At 62.9% G+C, this 15,806-nt stretch carries 8 protein-coding genes; 2 read left to right on the top strand and 6 right to left on the bottom strand.

What is annotated here, in order from left to right; genetic code table 11:
• Positions 1 to 86: 86 nt before the first annotated feature.
• The 6 genes from AC0VYD_RS06650 to AC0VYD_RS06625 all read right to left on the bottom strand — a co-directional run bounded on the left by AC0VYD_RS06650 (position 87) and on the right by AC0VYD_RS06625 (position 11,097).
• Positions 87 to 3,308: a type I restriction endonuclease subunit R gene (locus tag AC0VYD_RS06650; protein ID WP_475479075.1), complete on the bottom strand. Its 3,222-nt coding sequence runs from the start codon at positions 3,306 to 3,308 to the stop codon at positions 87 to 89.
• Between the two features lie 11 nt (positions 3,309 to 3,319).
• Entirely contained in the window at positions 3,320 to 4,645 is a 1,326-nt protein-coding gene (locus AC0VYD_RS06645) for a restriction endonuclease subunit S (protein ID WP_475479074.1), read from the bottom strand.
• Positions 4,638 to 6,671 (bottom strand): type I restriction-modification system subunit M, encoded by a 2,034-nt coding sequence (locus AC0VYD_RS06640; protein ID WP_475479073.1) that lies wholly within the window; start codon positions 6,669 to 6,671, stop codon positions 4,638 to 4,640. Before AC0VYD_RS06640 ends, AC0VYD_RS06645 begins: the two co-directional genes overlap by 8 nt.
• The gene (locus AC0VYD_RS06635) at positions 6,668 to 8,425 is read right to left on the bottom strand and encodes an N-6 DNA methylase (RefSeq protein ID WP_475479072.1); all 1,758 of its coding nucleotides are present in this window, start codon (positions 8,423 to 8,425) and stop codon (positions 6,668 to 6,670) included. The genes AC0VYD_RS06640 and AC0VYD_RS06635 overlap by 4 nt, the downstream gene beginning before the upstream one ends.
• A gap of 557 nt (positions 8,426 to 8,982) precedes the next feature.
• Positions 8,983 to 10,011 (bottom strand): hypothetical protein, encoded by a 1,029-nt coding sequence (locus AC0VYD_RS06630; RefSeq protein ID WP_475479071.1) that lies wholly within the window; start codon positions 10,009 to 10,011, stop codon positions 8,983 to 8,985.
• Between the two features lie 759 nt (positions 10,012 to 10,770).
• Entirely contained in the window at positions 10,771 to 11,097 is a 327-nt protein-coding gene (locus AC0VYD_RS06625; RefSeq protein ID WP_475479070.1) for an IS3 family transposase, read from the bottom strand.
• A gap of 219 nt (positions 11,098 to 11,316) precedes the next feature.
• Between AC0VYD_RS06625 and AC0VYD_RS06620 the strand changes: the two genes are divergently transcribed.
• Both AC0VYD_RS06620 and AC0VYD_RS06615 read left to right on the top strand, forming a co-directional pair.
• Positions 11,317 to 12,513, top strand: coding sequence for a restriction endonuclease-related protein (locus AC0VYD_RS06620; protein ID WP_475479069.1), 1,197 nt, complete (start codon positions 11,317 to 11,319; stop codon positions 12,511 to 12,513).
• Positions 12,510 to 15,797: a hypothetical protein gene (locus tag AC0VYD_RS06615; RefSeq protein ID WP_475479068.1), complete on the top strand. Its 3,288-nt coding sequence runs from the start codon at positions 12,510 to 12,512 to the stop codon at positions 15,795 to 15,797. Before AC0VYD_RS06620 ends, AC0VYD_RS06615 begins: the two co-directional genes overlap by 4 nt.
• Positions 15,798 to 15,806 lie beyond the last annotated feature (9 nt).

Genomic DNA, 15,806 nt, shown 5'->3' with positions numbered 1-15,806 from the left:
CCCTGCACCATGGGAGGTCCCTCTCTGTGTGGTCGGAGCGTGACCACCCCGTTCGGCCTCTTGCGTGACGTGCTGCAGAGCACAGGCTATGCGGTCGGCGGTTCCGCCCGACGGCTTCCGGACGACTTGAGTTCGGCGGCCCGCTGTTGGGTGGCCCGGCGTTCGGCCTCGCGTCGGACCGGCCTCCGGATGAGCTGGTACGCCTGCTGGGTTGCGACCTGCTTGAACAGGCGGTTGACGTCGGTGTCGTCGAAGTAGCGGACCATCAAGGCGTCGTTAGACGCCGCCTGGTCGATGACGATCCGGTCGAGGTCCTTCTCCAGTTCTCCGCCGAAGACGTCCTGGTCCTGGTGCAGGGCGATAGCCCGGAGTTCGGGGTCCTCGCTGACGGCGACCACGAGCTGGCTTAGCAGGATCTGGTCGGCGCTGGAGAGCCCGGTCCCGTACTCGTTGTTGACGGATCGGATCACTTCGGCCAGCGACATCTCCTCCGACTCGGCCGCCGCTCCGGCAGCCTCGGGTACAAGGCCAGACAGTACCTGTGCGCCCGCTGCCTCCAGGCGCAGCTCCGGGGTGCCCGTTTGGGCGATGCGCATGTGGCTCGGGGCTGCCGCCCCTATGTCGGCGCTGGCGCTGCGAGCGGGCGCTGGCAGGCGGCGTAGTAGGAAACGTCCATATTGGTAGAGCCGTTCCAGTTCGAGGTTCTCAAATCCGATCACGTGGGAGAGCCAGCCGTATGCCTTGGTGTAGGAGTCCAGGGCGTGGCGGAACTCGGCAGCGGTGTCCGGTTCGGTGGCGTTGAGGGCGTTGAAGCGGTCCAGAGCGGGCTGCAGGTAGCCGTAGAGGCGGGCGTGGGCCTTCATGACGGTGGTGTCGGTGACTGAGCCGCCCTGGAAGGCTGCGAAGTACGCGGTGACGAAGGCGTCCATCTCGGCTTCGACCAGGAGCTGGTAGGCCATCACCTCGCGCTCGCGGTCGAACAGCAAGTTGGGGTCGGTGGGCTCACTGACCGACGCCTCGTAGTACTGCTGGAAAGCCTGCTCGATGTCTTCGGGCCGGTTGGCGAAGTCGAGGATGAACAAGTCCTCAGTGGTCTTGAGCCGGTGGGGCCGGTTGAGCCGGGAAAGCGTCTGCACCGCGGCCAGCTTCACCAGGATCTTGTCCACGTACATGGTGGTCAGCAGCGGCTGGTCGAAGCCGGTCTGGTACTTCTCGGCGACGACGAGGATGCGGTGCTCGGGTTTGGGGACGGAAGGCGGGTTCGGGTCGTCCGCGCGGGTGTAGCCAAAACGTGCCGGCAGTTCGCGTTCGGGGAAGCCGTTGAGCTTGGCCTCGGTGTACTCGATCCCGTCGAGGGTCAGTGCTCCGGAGAAGGCGACCAGGGTGCCGCAATCGGTGAAGCCCCGCTGGTCGATGTAGGCCCGCATGGCCTGGTACAGCCGAACGGCGTGGTCACGGCCAGAGGTGACCACCATCGCCTTGGCCCGGCCTCCGAGGCGCGGGCTGGAGTGTGAGCGGAAGTGGTCGACGATGATCTTCGCTCGGGAGGCCATCGAGGCTTCCGACATCAGCGCGGCCCGCACCAGCTTCGAGCGGGCCTTGCGCGGGTCCACCTGCTGCTCCGCCTCTTCGGCGGCAGCTTCCTGGAGCTTGAAGTACGTGGCGTAGGTGATGTAGTTGCCGAGCACGTCGAGGATGAAGCCCTCCTCGATGGCCTGCCGCATCGAGTAGGTGTGGAACGGCCCCTTCTCCTGCTCCCCTGAGCCGGGATTGCCGTAAGGGGTACCGAACAAGTTGATCGTCTTCGCCTTGGGAGTGGCCGTGAACGCGAAGAAGGACAGGTTCGGCTGCTTTCCTCGTGCCAGGGCCGCGGCTGTCAACGGGTCGCCGTCCTCGTCCACCGCGTCCGAGCCCAGACGTCCCAGCGCCTTCTTCAAAGCCGCCGCGCTCTCTCCACCCTGTGAGGAGTGCGCCTCGTCGATGATCACCGCATAGCGTTGGCCGCCCAACCCCGCGACCTTGTCCAGGACGAAGGGGAACTTCTGCACCGTGGTGATCACGATCCGGGCCGTCGGCCCTGTCAGCGCGTCCGCGAGCTGCTGGGAGTTCTCGTCGATCCGCACGACCACGCCAGCTTTGTGGTCGAACTGGTAGATGGTGTCCTGGAGCTGCTTGTCCAGTACCCGACGGTCGGTGATGACGATGACCTTGTCGAAGACCAGCTTGTTCGCCCCCAGGCCGGAGGCGAGTGCAGCGGGCGCGATCTGGCCAGGATCGTGAGAGGTGTGCAAGCTGGATAGGTGGTGCGCGAGCCAGGCGATGGTGTTGGACTTGCCCGAGCCAGCCGAGTGCTGGATCAGGTAGTTCTCGCCCGCCCCGTGGCGGGCCGCGTGCGCGATGAGCTTGCGCACCGCATCCCACTGATGGAACCGCGGGAAGATCAACGGCTGCGTGTGCGCGCTGCCCGGCTTGTGCGACGGTGCCCGACCGGCCTTCGCAGCGGCATCCTCCACATGCAGGAACCGCTGAAGCAGTTCCAGCCAGTTGTCCCGGGCCCACACCTGGTCGAAGAGGTAGGAGGTGGGGTACTTCCCATCAGTCGGGGCCGGGATGTTGCCCGCTCCGCCGATTTGGCCAGGGCCACCGGAGCCGGTGTTGAAGGGGAGAAAGCGAGTGGCGTCGCCAGCCAGGCGGGTCGTCAGAAAAGCCAGCGTCGGATCGACCGCGAAGTGGACCAGGCTGCGCTTGGCGAAGAACAGCTCCTTCGGGTCCCGATCGCGGCGGTACTGCCGCTTGGCATCCTCGATGGTCTGGCCGGTAAGTCCGTTCTTCAACTCCACCGAGGCGACAGGAAGTCCATTAAGGAAGAACGCCATGTCGAGGCTGTCGGTCGGCCGCGATGACGAGTAGTGGAACTGGCGCACGAAGGTGAGCCGGTTGGCGTTGTACTCAGCCAAGGCGTCGGCGGCGAGGGTGTGCGCAGGACGGAAGTACGCAAGCTGGATCTTCACGTTGCGGTCATTCACACCCCGACGCAGCACGTCCAGCAGGCCGCGCGAGTCGATCTCCCGGGCTACGCGCTTCGCGAATCGGCCGATGGCTTGCTCTTCGTCCTCGCCGTAGGCGTCCCGGAGCGCCAACCACGCGTCGTTCTGCGACGCGCCGAGGAACGCGGCCAGCTCGGAGGTGTCGATGCCGAGCGTGAGGTTGTAGGTGTTCGATAGCCCGCGCTGCCAGCCGCTGCGCAGTAGCGCCGCTTCCACGGCGTTTTCGAATGCCTTCTCGGTGTACACGCGGGCGTCGTTCATCTGGGTCCCCCTCAGAGGCCGTGGTCGTGCATGGGGCGGGCTGTGGTGACGTCTAGCTGACCGGTGACGGCAGCGGTGATTAGCGCTTGGCGGCGTTCACTGAGGAGTGCAATCTGCCACTGAACGGCATCAGCCAGTCGGTCAATCCCCTGGTTCTGCTTGCGGATCTCTTGCACGATGTTGCGTTGCTCTTCCAGGCCAGGAAGAGGAATGCGCAGCATCTGAAGATCAGGGACGTAAATAGTTTTGTGAGTGGACCCCATGGCAAGACGCCCGAGGAGGTCTTGCCGCATGGCACGCAAGCACCACAAGAGGTAATACGGATCCAGAAGCGGCCCGCAATTCCATGTGACAAAGTCCTGGCTAGTGGCCATTTCTCTTCCCATTACGGCCGAATATCCCGCAGATGCAGTTCGACAGAGAACCACGGTTCCCGCAGGGCACAGTTCAGCCGAACTGTTTTGCAGGCCAAGCTCACTAATCTTTTCGCGGGTTTCAGTGATCTCTTCGAGTCGATCGTCGCGAACCTGGCTGACTTCACCTGTAGTGATCCACGGAATGATGCAGTCCACCCACCACTCAGGATGAGATCTACTTGGAGTGTGTCCGCTACCCATGCGAGCCACCAGACCTACCCGAACTTCACTCCAGTGAGCCGGTAGGGTCCTTGACCACGCGAGCGCAGAAGCCCGCTGCTCGGAATGACGTGCTCCGGTGACTGCGGCGATGGCTCCAGCGATCCTACGCTCAGCCAACCTGTCAGAAACTCGCTGCTGAGCTTCCATCAGGCGGTCGATCCGGCCAGTCTCAGCATCAAGGAAGTCGGAGATGCGGCACTGCTCAGTCAACCCAGGCAAAGGAATCCTGAAATCTAGGATTTTACTACTGTTCGTAGATGCCAAATTGGTTGTCTTAGTGCCCGTACTCTCAAAATACCTTCTACCATAGGCGGATTGTGTAACCCAAGCTAGATATCGGGCATCGAGTCGCTCGGGATCTGCTCGAAGTGCGAATACGTGATTCTGATGCAGGCAGCCATCCAATTCTCCCCGCCAAACGGTCCCCCGCCCAAGCTTATCGAGATCACCACCTTCAGTCATCAGGACATCACCTGGGCGAAGTTCGCTTCGTTGTGCCATCTTACGCGGGACAGTGATTTGCGAAACAGAACCAAGGCTCAGATGGCCAGCTTGGACATTCGCAACTCTCAGATACGGCCGCGTCACCACATCGCCATCAAGATCTCGGGATCCGTCAACTGTCAAACCGGTCTGCAAACGGCACAGGTAACCGAGGCGTACGAGTTGGCTCTTTCCGCTTTTAAGCTTCTCATCCATTAGTTACCTCGCCCAGCAGCTCCTGGATTTCAGCCTCAAGCGACTTCAGTTCCTCGTCGATCTCCGCGAGCGGCCTTGGCGGCGTGTAGACGTAGAAGTGACGAGTGAAGGGAATCTCGTACCCCAGCTTGAACCGCTCCATCTCCTTGGTCTTCGGGTTGCGGGTCTCGGCGATCCAGGCATCGGGGACGTGCGGCAGTACCTCACGGGCAAGGTACTGATCGATGTCTTCCCCCAGCGATACGTTCTCGTTGTCGCGCAGGCCCGGGTCAGGCTCGGGTTTGCCCTTAACGAGCTGAACCTCGCCTTCTGGATCAATCACGCCCACCGCATCGCGCAGGGCCTTTTGGAACGGCGCGGCGGAGGGCCACAGCACGCCACCAGCCACCATCGCCGTCCGCATGGCGTCCCATGCCTCAGCTTTGGTGGCCCACTGCGATCCGAGCAGCGGCTTGAACGCGGCCAGCAACGACTCGACCGCTGCTTCGCCCCCGACCGCCTTCTTCACGGCGGCCGATGCACCAAGCTGAGCGAGGCTATCCTCGGTCAGCTCGAAGCGGAGCTTGAGCGGCCGGTCCACAGTGATGCGTCGGTAGCCGAAGTCTCGGTTGGCGAAGATTTTCACCCGCCCGTGATCCGGATGGGCTTCGTCGCTAGCGATGCTCAGTGCATCGCGATAGATCGCGCAGATATTTTCGATTTGCGCCCGTGTAATTTCCTTCCGCTTCTCGCCAAGGGACTTACGCATCTTGGTCCACTGGTCGCGGGCGTCGAGCAGGATCACGCGGCCCTTGCGGTCGGCGGGCTTGCGGTTGGTGACGATCCAGAAGTACGTTGAGATGCCGGTGTTGTAAAAGAGCTGGTCCGGGAGGGCGACGATCGCTTCTAGGTAGTCATGCTCGATGATCCACCGGCGGATCTCCGACTCGCCCGACCCTGCCCCACCGGTGAACAGAGGGGAACCGTTGAATACGATGGCCAGGCGTGTGCCGCCGACCTCGTCGCCGGCCGAGTCCTTCTTGAGCGGCTGCATCTTGCTCATCATGTGCTGAAGGAAAAGCAGCGATCCGTCGTTGATCCGGGGTAGGCCAGCACCGAAGCGGCCGTCGTACCCGCGGTCCTCGTGCTCCTGGCGGACGGCCTTCTCGACCTTTTTCCACTCCACGCCGAAGGGTGGGTTAGCGAGCATATAGTCGAAGGTCTCTCCGTCGTGGCCATCCTGGCTGAAGGAGTTACCGAAGCGGATGTTCTTGGCAGTATGACCCTTCAGCAGCATGTCGGACCGGCAGATAGCGTACGACTCGGCGTTCAGCTCCTGTCCGAACAGGTTCACGCGCACGCGCGGATTCAGCTTGCGGATATGTTCCTCGGACGCTGAGAGCATGCCGCCAGTGCCGCAGGCCGGGTCGAGGATCTTGACGACCTGGCCCTCCCCCGTCAGCCGGTCGTCGTCCGGGGCGAGCAGCAGTTCGACCATCAGCTCGATGACCTCGCGCGGGGTAAAGTGCTCACCGGCGGTCTCGTTGGAGGCATCGGCGAACTTGCGAATCAGCTCCTCGAAGACATAGCCCATGTCGTGGTTGTCCACGGCTTCGAAGCTCAGGTCCAGGCCAGCGAACTTCCGCACCACCTGGTAGAGCAGGTCGGCGTTGTCCAGGCGGTCGATTTGGAGGTGGAACTCATAGCGGTTGATGATCTCGGTGGCCTCCAAGGAAAATCCCCGAATGTAGTCCTTGAGGTTCTTCGCCACATTGGCCGCGTCGCTACTGATGGTGTCGAAGGTCTGCTCGGAGAGGTTGTAGAACTTCAGCTTGGAAGCTGCTAGCAGTAGGCCGTCCTTGTTCTCACCGGTGTAGGAGGCCGCCCGGTCCCACACCGCCTGCCGGGTCGGGGCCATGACGCAGTCCAGCCTGCGCAGCACCGTCAGCGGCAAGATGACCTTTCCGTACTCTGAGCGCTTGTAGTCACCGCGCAGCAGATCGGCCACCGACCAGATGAAGTCAGCCAGTTCCTGGTTCTTGCTCAAAGCGTCCTGTCCTCTCGCCCTACTGCGGCGTCTCCGTCATTTGTCGTGCTTTGGTGTTCAGCGTTGGCGCCGTCAAAGGCTGGCAACGGATCGAGTGCACCTTCGGTGAGACCGTCACGGGCGAGCCTCGCAGCCCGGTCGCCGATGCTGGCAAGTTCGGCGAGTTCTCGCTCGAACGCGCCCAACAAGCGAAAGGCGTCGCCGTAGCGGTGCTGTCGCTCAACGTCCATGCGGGGTAGGCGTGCCGCCTGCACGTCCGCTCGGAACGTACCCGAGGAGGACGTGCTACGACGGGCGTTCGCCGCGCTATTGGCGAATCCGCGTACGTAGTCGGGATCCAACTGGTCGCTGGCGGAGATGAGCTCGTCACCGTCCAAGCTGACCAGGCCAGCGGCCAGCAGGTCACTCATCGCGATCGGGACGCCATCGTCCAGGGCGTCGGCCCGGCCACGTGGTGGCAGCTCAGGAAGTAGCGCCCGCAGACGGCTCAGGCGAGTGTCGAGGTCCTCGCGCAGCTTGGCGTACTCCACCGCGTAGTCAGGTTCTGGCTCACGTACGTAGCGGCTGGGCGTGAGATCCACCTCGTTGTCCAGCAGATCAATCAGCGGCACCTCCGCAACCTGGTGCGCCTGAGGTTCCCACGGTCCGTCCGGGTTGTTGGTGCTGAGATCCACCATGCGTACAGTCCCCGCTGCCCGCCCGGGGCCAGAGGGACGACTCAGCAGCCATAGGTGTAGCGGAAGTGCGTGGCTGGCAGCGAGGCCCGGTGGTAGAGCCACCACTGCGGCGACACAGCCGCGACGCACCAACTCCGCCCGGATTCTGCGACCAGAGCGGCGATGGGCGACCGATGCCGGCAGAACCACTACGGCTCGCCCGCCGGGTGCCATGTGGTGGTAGCAATGCTGAAGCCAGGCAAGTTCGCTCTCCCCTCGCGAGGGCACACCCGCCTCCCAACGCGGATCGACGAGCAACTGCTCGCGACCCCAGTCAGCCACGGCGGTCGGCGGCTCGCACACGACCACGTCCGCGCGGAGATCGGGGAACGCATCGGCCCGCAACGAGTCGCCCGCCACGATCTGAACCGGTGCCGTCGCCCCGGTAGCGGCCAGGGCCGCGCGTACCCGGGCCACGCGCGTCGCGTCTATGTGAGTGTCTTGCCCCAGCCTGCCACTGACCGCACCACCGCCCACTGCAACAAGAAGGGAGCCGATGCCACACGCCGGGTCGAAGACGGTCCCAGAGGTCTCACCGGCGAACTCTCGGACAGCGCGAGCCAGCCGCAATGTCGAGGCCCCGTCCAACGCGGCGCGTGCGGTGGACTTCAGCAACCGGGCGACCAGGCCGTCCATGACCTCGGTGGGCATCCGGTCGGCGATCAGCCCGTCCACCGCCTCGCGGGCGGTCTGGTCGGTCAGCTCGTCCACATCCCCTCGGAGATGTTCTCCTACAGCAGCCAGCGCCTTGACCATTTCCTCGCCGTAAGTGCCACGCAGCGCCTGCCAGAGCCGGACCTCCCCACTGACCTCTCGCCCTTCGCGCTGCCCTTCCAGCCATTGCTGTACCTCGGCGAGCGAGAACAGGGGACTCACCGAGGTGCCACCGACGGGCGCGGGAAAGTCCGAGCGGCGCCTGCGCCAGTTGGACACTGCAGCGCGCGTAACGCCTGCCAACCGTGCGATCTCCGCAGCGGTCACCGCAGCATCGGATACCTGGTTTCCTCTGGCCATGGCATGAGCGTACACAAGTAGCACTCAGGTCGCCAAGTTACATTCTGTTGACAACGCCAACGACTTCAAATCCGACGACCACAGGTTCGAACCCTGCCGAGTGCGCCACAAAACCCCAGCTAAGACGAGGTACAGCGGCCTCTCTCGCGCCGTGCTCTCCTACTGATGGGGCCAAAGTGGGGCCGAGGTGGAACCAGATCTTCCGCCTGTGCCTTTTCCAGAGCCGCGCCAGAAAGCTCTGTCGGCACCCGCGGCGTCAGTCACGAACGCCAGTCAGTCATCTCCTGTGCAGTCAGCAACGAGACACCACGCGACTGGGCACCTGATCCACCGGGACCCCGCCCTCGTGAGCGGCGGGAGGTGGTCCCCGCACACACCACAGCCCCCCACAACAGGAGGCACAAAACACAAGAAATTTCGCAGACCAGGTTAGCGTGAATGGTCCGGCTCAAGCAGTGGTGAGCCCTGCACAGGCTTTGTTGCTGCCGACAGCATGCGCTTCAAATCACCCGGGCAGTCCTGTTGCTTCAGCTCGCAGAGCACAATGAAAAATATCAGAGCAAGGTGACGGGCACTTTACCTCAACCGTCGCTGAACTCGTCGATCCTGCGTTCGATCACGGCAATCGCCGTCTCCAAAGCATCCGATCCGAGGCGCTCGTCCAACAGCTGGTGGCGGTGAGGTCCGTACCGAGGAGTCTCCTCCGGATTGACGTTCAGCTGAGAGAGGTCAGCGGAAAGGTCTTCCACGTCCGGTGACTTCCACGCCTGTTGGATCAGGCCGAGGTCTCGGAGCATTGCACATCCGTCCTCGTAGGCGTCCCGTTTCAGGAAGAACTCCTTCTCCCTTCTGTCCGCGAACAGGAACACACCGGATTCCCTATGCTCACCCGGGTACTGCCACCGCAAGAAGCGCAGGGTCAACCACGTAGCAATCTCCGACGGGTAGAGGACATGGATCCACCCCTGGAGGAAGAAGTCGGCAGGGATGCCGACTACCGGCTCCTTATTGGGGTCAGGCGTGGTGTATCGACGCGGGGTAGGGCGATCACCACGCCCTGCTTCGGCCATGAGCGCGAAGCGCTTGAAATCTCGGTGACCACGTGCGTTCTTGCGGGGCACCTCAGCGAGCCCACACTTCTCCAACGTCGTCAACGCACCCTGGACCTGACGGATCTTCGCCACGGTGGAGTCGCGGCGTTGCTTGACGTCCGTGCGCTCATAGCTGTCGGACTCCGAGCTGTAGAGAGCATCGACCGCAATCAGGTCGGTCCATCCGTCCCTGCTGCCTTCGCCATCGAGAGGCAGGACGTTCGTGAGGGGCGCCCCAGGGACGAGGCGACACTGGGCTTCGAAGAGGCTGAGCAGGTAAAAGCGTAGAGCGATGCCACGGGGGTGCAACAAGCGGGTGGCCACCGGTCGACGCGGTTCCCCGTCTTCCGTATACGTCTGAATGAAAGGCAGGCGAACGAACACGTACGCGGGTGATCTGCGCGGGGTATCCCACGTGCGCCAGAGGACTCGCTTGACGAGCTCGTACTGCCCGTTCCCGGAACCCAAGGACCGCAGCCTCCGCAGCCGCGTATCGAGCGCGTCAAGATTCTTGCCCACTCTTACTCCGCCTTGATCTCAACGCTTTGATCCGCACTAAAGCATTTATCTCATGTCGGTCTTAAAGGTACTGGGAATGTCCTCTAGTGCGGATCAAGCCGGAGCTGTCATTACGCACCACCCTACTCGAGATCGGAGCAAACTGGGCTCGTCGGCAAGCGAACCTACGGATTGAGGGCCGGAGGAACCTCGCTTGTGACTGTGCTGTACGGACGGCCCCGGATGCCGCCGGGGCCGTCCCATTCCAACCGTCCCGAAGTATTTTGGAGGCAGAATGCCTGATCAGACTACTCCTACCCCCCACCTCACCCCCTCCGGACCGAGCGAACCGCCCCGACTGCCGCTGCGTTGGGGGGTCATCTTGGCCGTCACGTTGGGAACCGCCGCAGTCGTGTTCCTTGCCGAGGGACCCGTTGCCGCCATCACGCTCGCGGTAGCCACCAGTGGTGCGCTCCACATGATTCTGGACTGACATAGGCAGGGCCCGAGGCGCCGGTTCCGGTGTCTCGGGCCCGCGCTGGCCGGGCTGGAGGGCTATAAGGCGATGACACACCGATCTTGAGGCGCTGGCCGGCGCCGTGGATGAGGCTGTCATGGGTTTGGCTCGGTCCTCATTCCGGTGGTAAAGGTCGGTGACCTTACGGCAGGAGGATGCGGTGGCGGAGCAACGGGAACCCGGCCCGCACGTACATCTGGCGTTAGAGCAGCTTCGACCTGATGAAGGCACTTCAGTTCGGTAAACACCCGTGAGCTGTGTTTTTACGCAGCCCGCGACAGCTCGCCAAGCTTGCCCTGGGTAGCTCTGCTGTGGCGACGTTCATACTCGGCAGGGCTGAGCTGGCCGTTCGCGGAATGACGCCGCCAGGGGTTGTAGAACCCCTCGATGCAGGAGAACACCTCCCACTCGGCGTCCACCCGGGTGACGAAGCGGGTGCGGTCGGTCAGCCCGGCCTCCAACAACGCGAAGAAGCTCTCGTTGACAGCGTTGTCGTAGCACGCCCCTGCCCGCCCGGCCGAATAGCTGGTCCCCGCTTCCTCGCACCGCCGACCGAACGCCAGACTCGTGTACTGGGCAGGTTCAACCAATCGTTGCAACCCCTACTTCAACGCCAACAAACGATCACTCCATCCAGACGTTTACACATATATTTATAATAAGTTCCTTGTGCGCTTTGTGGGGATAGTTCCATCTGCGACACCTCGAATCACCCAAAGTTTCCACGCGCACCACGAAGAAGTGCTAGCTTCTTCGGGCACAGACAACTCTGTCGTGATCACTATGTGAAGTGAGATGGGGGTCTATTCATGCTGCCCACAGAGGAACGCCTGCTACGCAGGGACAAACTCGTCACCGCAGCCATCCGAGCCGGATACGCCTGGACGGCGTTCGACGCAGAAAAGGACGCCTGGCTGGAGCTCGCGCGCATGGCAGGCGTGGTCATGAACGCCTGCGGACCGGGGCAGGGACCGAATACCTCGAGCGCACTGGTTCGCGCACTATCCCGACCACTCCGCCAAATGGCTCCCGCGATCTTCGAGGACGACCCTGTTGGCGATCTGACCATTTGCCACGGCGACGGCCGGGACAAGGAAGTTCAGCTCAGCGACAACGTCTACGAGTATGGCTGTGAGCACATCGTTGACCTCCTGGAAGGGGAAAACGAGACCGGTCGTCAGGGGTGGATGCCGACGTGGGCATGGACACGCGCCGAACTCATCGAGCGTCAGGCGTTCGCAGCTATCCAGGAGGACAGCAGCGATCGGGAGTACACAGCGCACCGGCGGTGCATCGTCGAGAACCCTGCCGGTATACGGCAGCAGATCGTCGACAAGCTCTCTGATGTCAGGGGAGATCGGCGGCAGGTGCGCTATGCCCTGCTCCCGCCTGAACGCCGGTTCGAAGGGGATTTCTGGTGGCCTTGTCCTGTGTGCCGATGGCCGATGCGCGTCCAGGATACCGAGGTCCGTTGCCAGTACTCGCCGCATAACGCTGTCTATTATGTGCGCACGAAGCGTGAGCGTGGAAAGCCCATGCTGCAGCCGCGTGATGGGGACGTGCCTCGCCAGCCGAGAACGCGACGTTTTCACGCCGATGGCCCTGACCGGACAGTGTGCGTCGAGCAGGCGGTATGGCGCTATATCGTCGTGCCCGGTATCAGCGAGCTTGACCTCTTCAACCAGTTGGAGCGACTACGACCTCGAGGTGTGAAGGTGGACTTGTGGCCGGGCAAGGACACCTACGACATCACCGTTCGTATCCCCGCTCTGCAGTGGACCAAGCATTTGGACCTCAAGGATGTCACTCATGCCGCGCACCTGGCTGAGCGCATCATAGCCAAGCCTCCGGCAGCGCCGACCATCGTGCTTCCGGATCACCGCGGCACGGCCCAGCGCGACGAACTCGACGACTTGTTGAACCCGCGTTATCGCTTCGAAGTCGTTCTGGCCCGCGATGTCGTCAAGGACGTCAAGCGGCAGTTGCGGAAGGTACAGAGCGCATGACCGATTCTCTGCTTGAAGAGAGCTCCGGCGACCACCGCATCGTGCCACGGGTCCTGGCCGCAGCGTGTGCCCTCGCCGAGGCCTACTTTCCCATACCAACGGTCGAGGCAGCACATTTTCTGATCAGTGGTGAGCTGCACGCTTGGGACCGTTACCCCGATCTTCCCGAGGAGGATCTGCGCCGATTGGGACGGTTGCTCCGTCATCGATCCAACCCTCTCAGCAACGAAGAATTGTTCAAGGGTGAACTACAGCGTTTCATCGAGGGCGACGGGAGTCTGTGCCAGTACACGCTCGGGGAGAGTGGGCTTCTCCTTCCTCGGCATGGGATGGCCCCCCGTGCTTGCGCTGACGAACTTCTCGACGAGATCGACCGGATTCGAGCAGGATCGACTACCGACCGCCCAGTTGCTCAACCCGGGCACTATGTCGCTACCGTCCGAGTGCCTCAAATCGGTGACCGGGTGCCCTCCGTTGTCACCGCGCACCTCACGCTCGAAGACCATCACACCACCGCCATCACTGCCCCGACCCGCGTCGCCACGGCGGTAGCTCGGGAGGACATCGACATCAAGCTTGGTGAGGTCCAAGAGCTGGCAGCCCTGCATGATCATGCTTCCAAGGGGACACACCGGGCCTCGGTCCTGTCCGAGTTGTTCAAACGCCTTCGCGGCCGGGGGAATCGGTCTCCCGTCGATGTACTGCGGGTGCCGTCGGGTCAGGTGTCTGTGCTCAACGCTCCGACTGGGTTCGGAAAGAGCGTGAAGATGCGGGTGCTCGGTTCCTGGGCCGTCCAGGAGGACGTCACCATCGCTCTCATCGCGCCTCGTAACAGCGATGTGATTAAGCTGGCGCACGGGATCGAGGAGGATTTGCGCAGCCAGGGAATCGATCCCCGGGGTCTGGTCGTCCCACTGATGTCGCCCAATGCGCAGATGCGAGAACTCCAGCGCGTCATGGAGCAGGAACCCGATCCGGACGTACGCCTGTGGGCTCAGGAGAAGTTCGGCTACGGTTGCGCGCTTCCGTCAGCCACCTCGACCGAGCATGAGGTCGATACCTGGGACGCGGGCAACGAGCCCTGCGTGAAACTTGCTCCAGAGGAGTCCGGTCAAGCTTTCGTGCGCCGACGCAAGAGTCCGCCCCGTGCGCAGACCTGTCCTTTCCAGTCCACGTGCGGAAAGTTCGAGCAACAGCGGCAGGCTTGTACCGCGAGGGTTATCGTGACGACGCACGCCAACTTCTACCAGGGGCGCGTGCACATCCCGGTCCTACTGGACGATGGGGCGCTCGTGGACCGGCTGCCGGTCGAGGAACTGGTGATGCGCCGCTGCCAGTTGATCGTCATCGACGAGATCGATGACTTCCAATCTCACGTGCTCAGCAGTGAAGGCCGCGGTCTGACCCTGGCGTGGGGCAACCACCGAGAGGACCGTCCGCTGCTGGATGCGGACACTGAGCACATCGACGCATTCGGTCGCCTTCCCGCCCGGCTCTCCCAGGGGCTGCGTAATACGATCGCCAGCACCCGTTGGCTGGCGGAGACCTACATCAACGCACTGGCCGACGGCACTCTCGGCCCTTCTCAGAGGCAGAGGTCCCGTCTTAAGCGGCATCGGCCCGCCGAGAAGCGGTGGATTCTCCCCCGGCGGTGGGACACCTGGCTCGTAACCCAGCTTCGGGCTTACATGGCAGACAACCCCGAACTCATCGTCGGAGGGGAGCAGGAAAGCGATTCTCAATCACCCCATCGCTCCCTGTTCGACGACCTTACGGACGAGCGTGTCGCTGTCGACAAACTCCCTGAGCACGTGCGCCCACTGGGCCGACTTTTGCGGGAGGTCGTCCACCCGCGTCAGCCTTCGGGTGACACTCACCAGATCCGTCGCCTGATCGATGATCTCCTGCACGGCTGGGTTCCTGAGCAGCGCCTGCGCGGTGACGTCACTGATCGGCTGCTGCGACGTGCCTTCTTGGAGCCTCTTCGGCTCCTGATGTACCAGTTCGTGCACGGGGCTCCAGCGTTTACCCAGGCCGGTATGGAATCCGTACGGGACATCGCTGATGTCCTTGGGCCTTACAGTGCGTGGAGGGCTATCCCGCATGGTCCCCTCGGCCGGTTGATGTTTGCCTTCACCGAGGACATCCGCCATGGCCGGTCCGGGGACACCAAGCTCAGTGTGGCCGCCTTCGGTGGCGACCCTCACTCCTACGTTGCCACCCTGGGCGATATCACCTCCTATGCACGATGTGGTCATAGCCGGGCCGTGTTGGGGCTTTCGGCGACCGCATACGCGCCAGGAGCACACCGTCACCACGTGCATGTCGAGCCGACCTGGTGGGTTCCTGACCAAAAGCCAGGAGCTGTGGATATCGAATCGGTCGCGGTGCGCGGGCCCGACCGAGAGAATGTCCGTGTCTCGGGCCGGTCCGGGAAGAAGCGTGTTGAGGCGACTCGCCTCATGGGCGAGCGGCTGTGGCCGTTGCTTCGCAACGAGCTGGACGCCCTTGAACAATCCGGGGCTCGTGGTGTACAGGATCGGATTTTGCTCGCCTCGACGTCCTACGACAGTTGCCGCTACCTCGCCGAAGGACTGGTCTACGGAGGTGCCCAACCCAATTCGTTGGTTGTCGCAGGCCGTCCGGGTGAGTACACCTCAACTGGGAGCGCCTCGGTCGCACCTCCTGAGGGGGTCTGCCAGGAGCTTCCCGGCGACCGTTTGGAAGACTTCCCGCGTCTGTCGGGCGCCAGGATCCTGATCGCCCCGTTGGGGCGAGCCGAGCGTGGGCTCAACATCCTCGCGCCGGAGACCCATGTTTCCGCGATCGGTTCTATTTGGGTGGTAATCCGCCCGATTCCGCTTGTTGACGATCCGGATGAGCTTCTCGCCTTTCTTGGCTCTCACTGCCTGGCCAAAGCACGTAGCAGCGCCGAGCCCTGGGTGGAGATGCAGCGTCGCCGGAAGGTGGCTGGGCACTACTTCGAGGAGTTGGTCACCAACGAGCGCTATTTCCGATCATTGCCTGATGTGACGAAGAGGGCCATTGCGGCCGAACTCGTCATCTCCCTCATCCAGCTCGTCGGCCGGGCTCGCCGAGGAGGGACTCCTGGTCGGATCAAGCTCGTCGACCATGCCTTCATCGATCCCTCCGGTCGCTCCGATCTGCCTTCACTTATCCGGCACCTTCGTGCCGACTGGGACTGCAACGGTGCTCTACCGCTCATGCGGGAGCTCTATGGCACCACGCTCGATGCCTTCTTTGACTTCGCCGACAACCACTGAGAGCCGTTT

The organism is Nocardiopsis sp. iso_40 (assembly GCF_056173285.1).
Note: the sequence above shows the minus strand (reverse complement) of the source record. Positions and strands in the feature narration are given on the sequence as shown.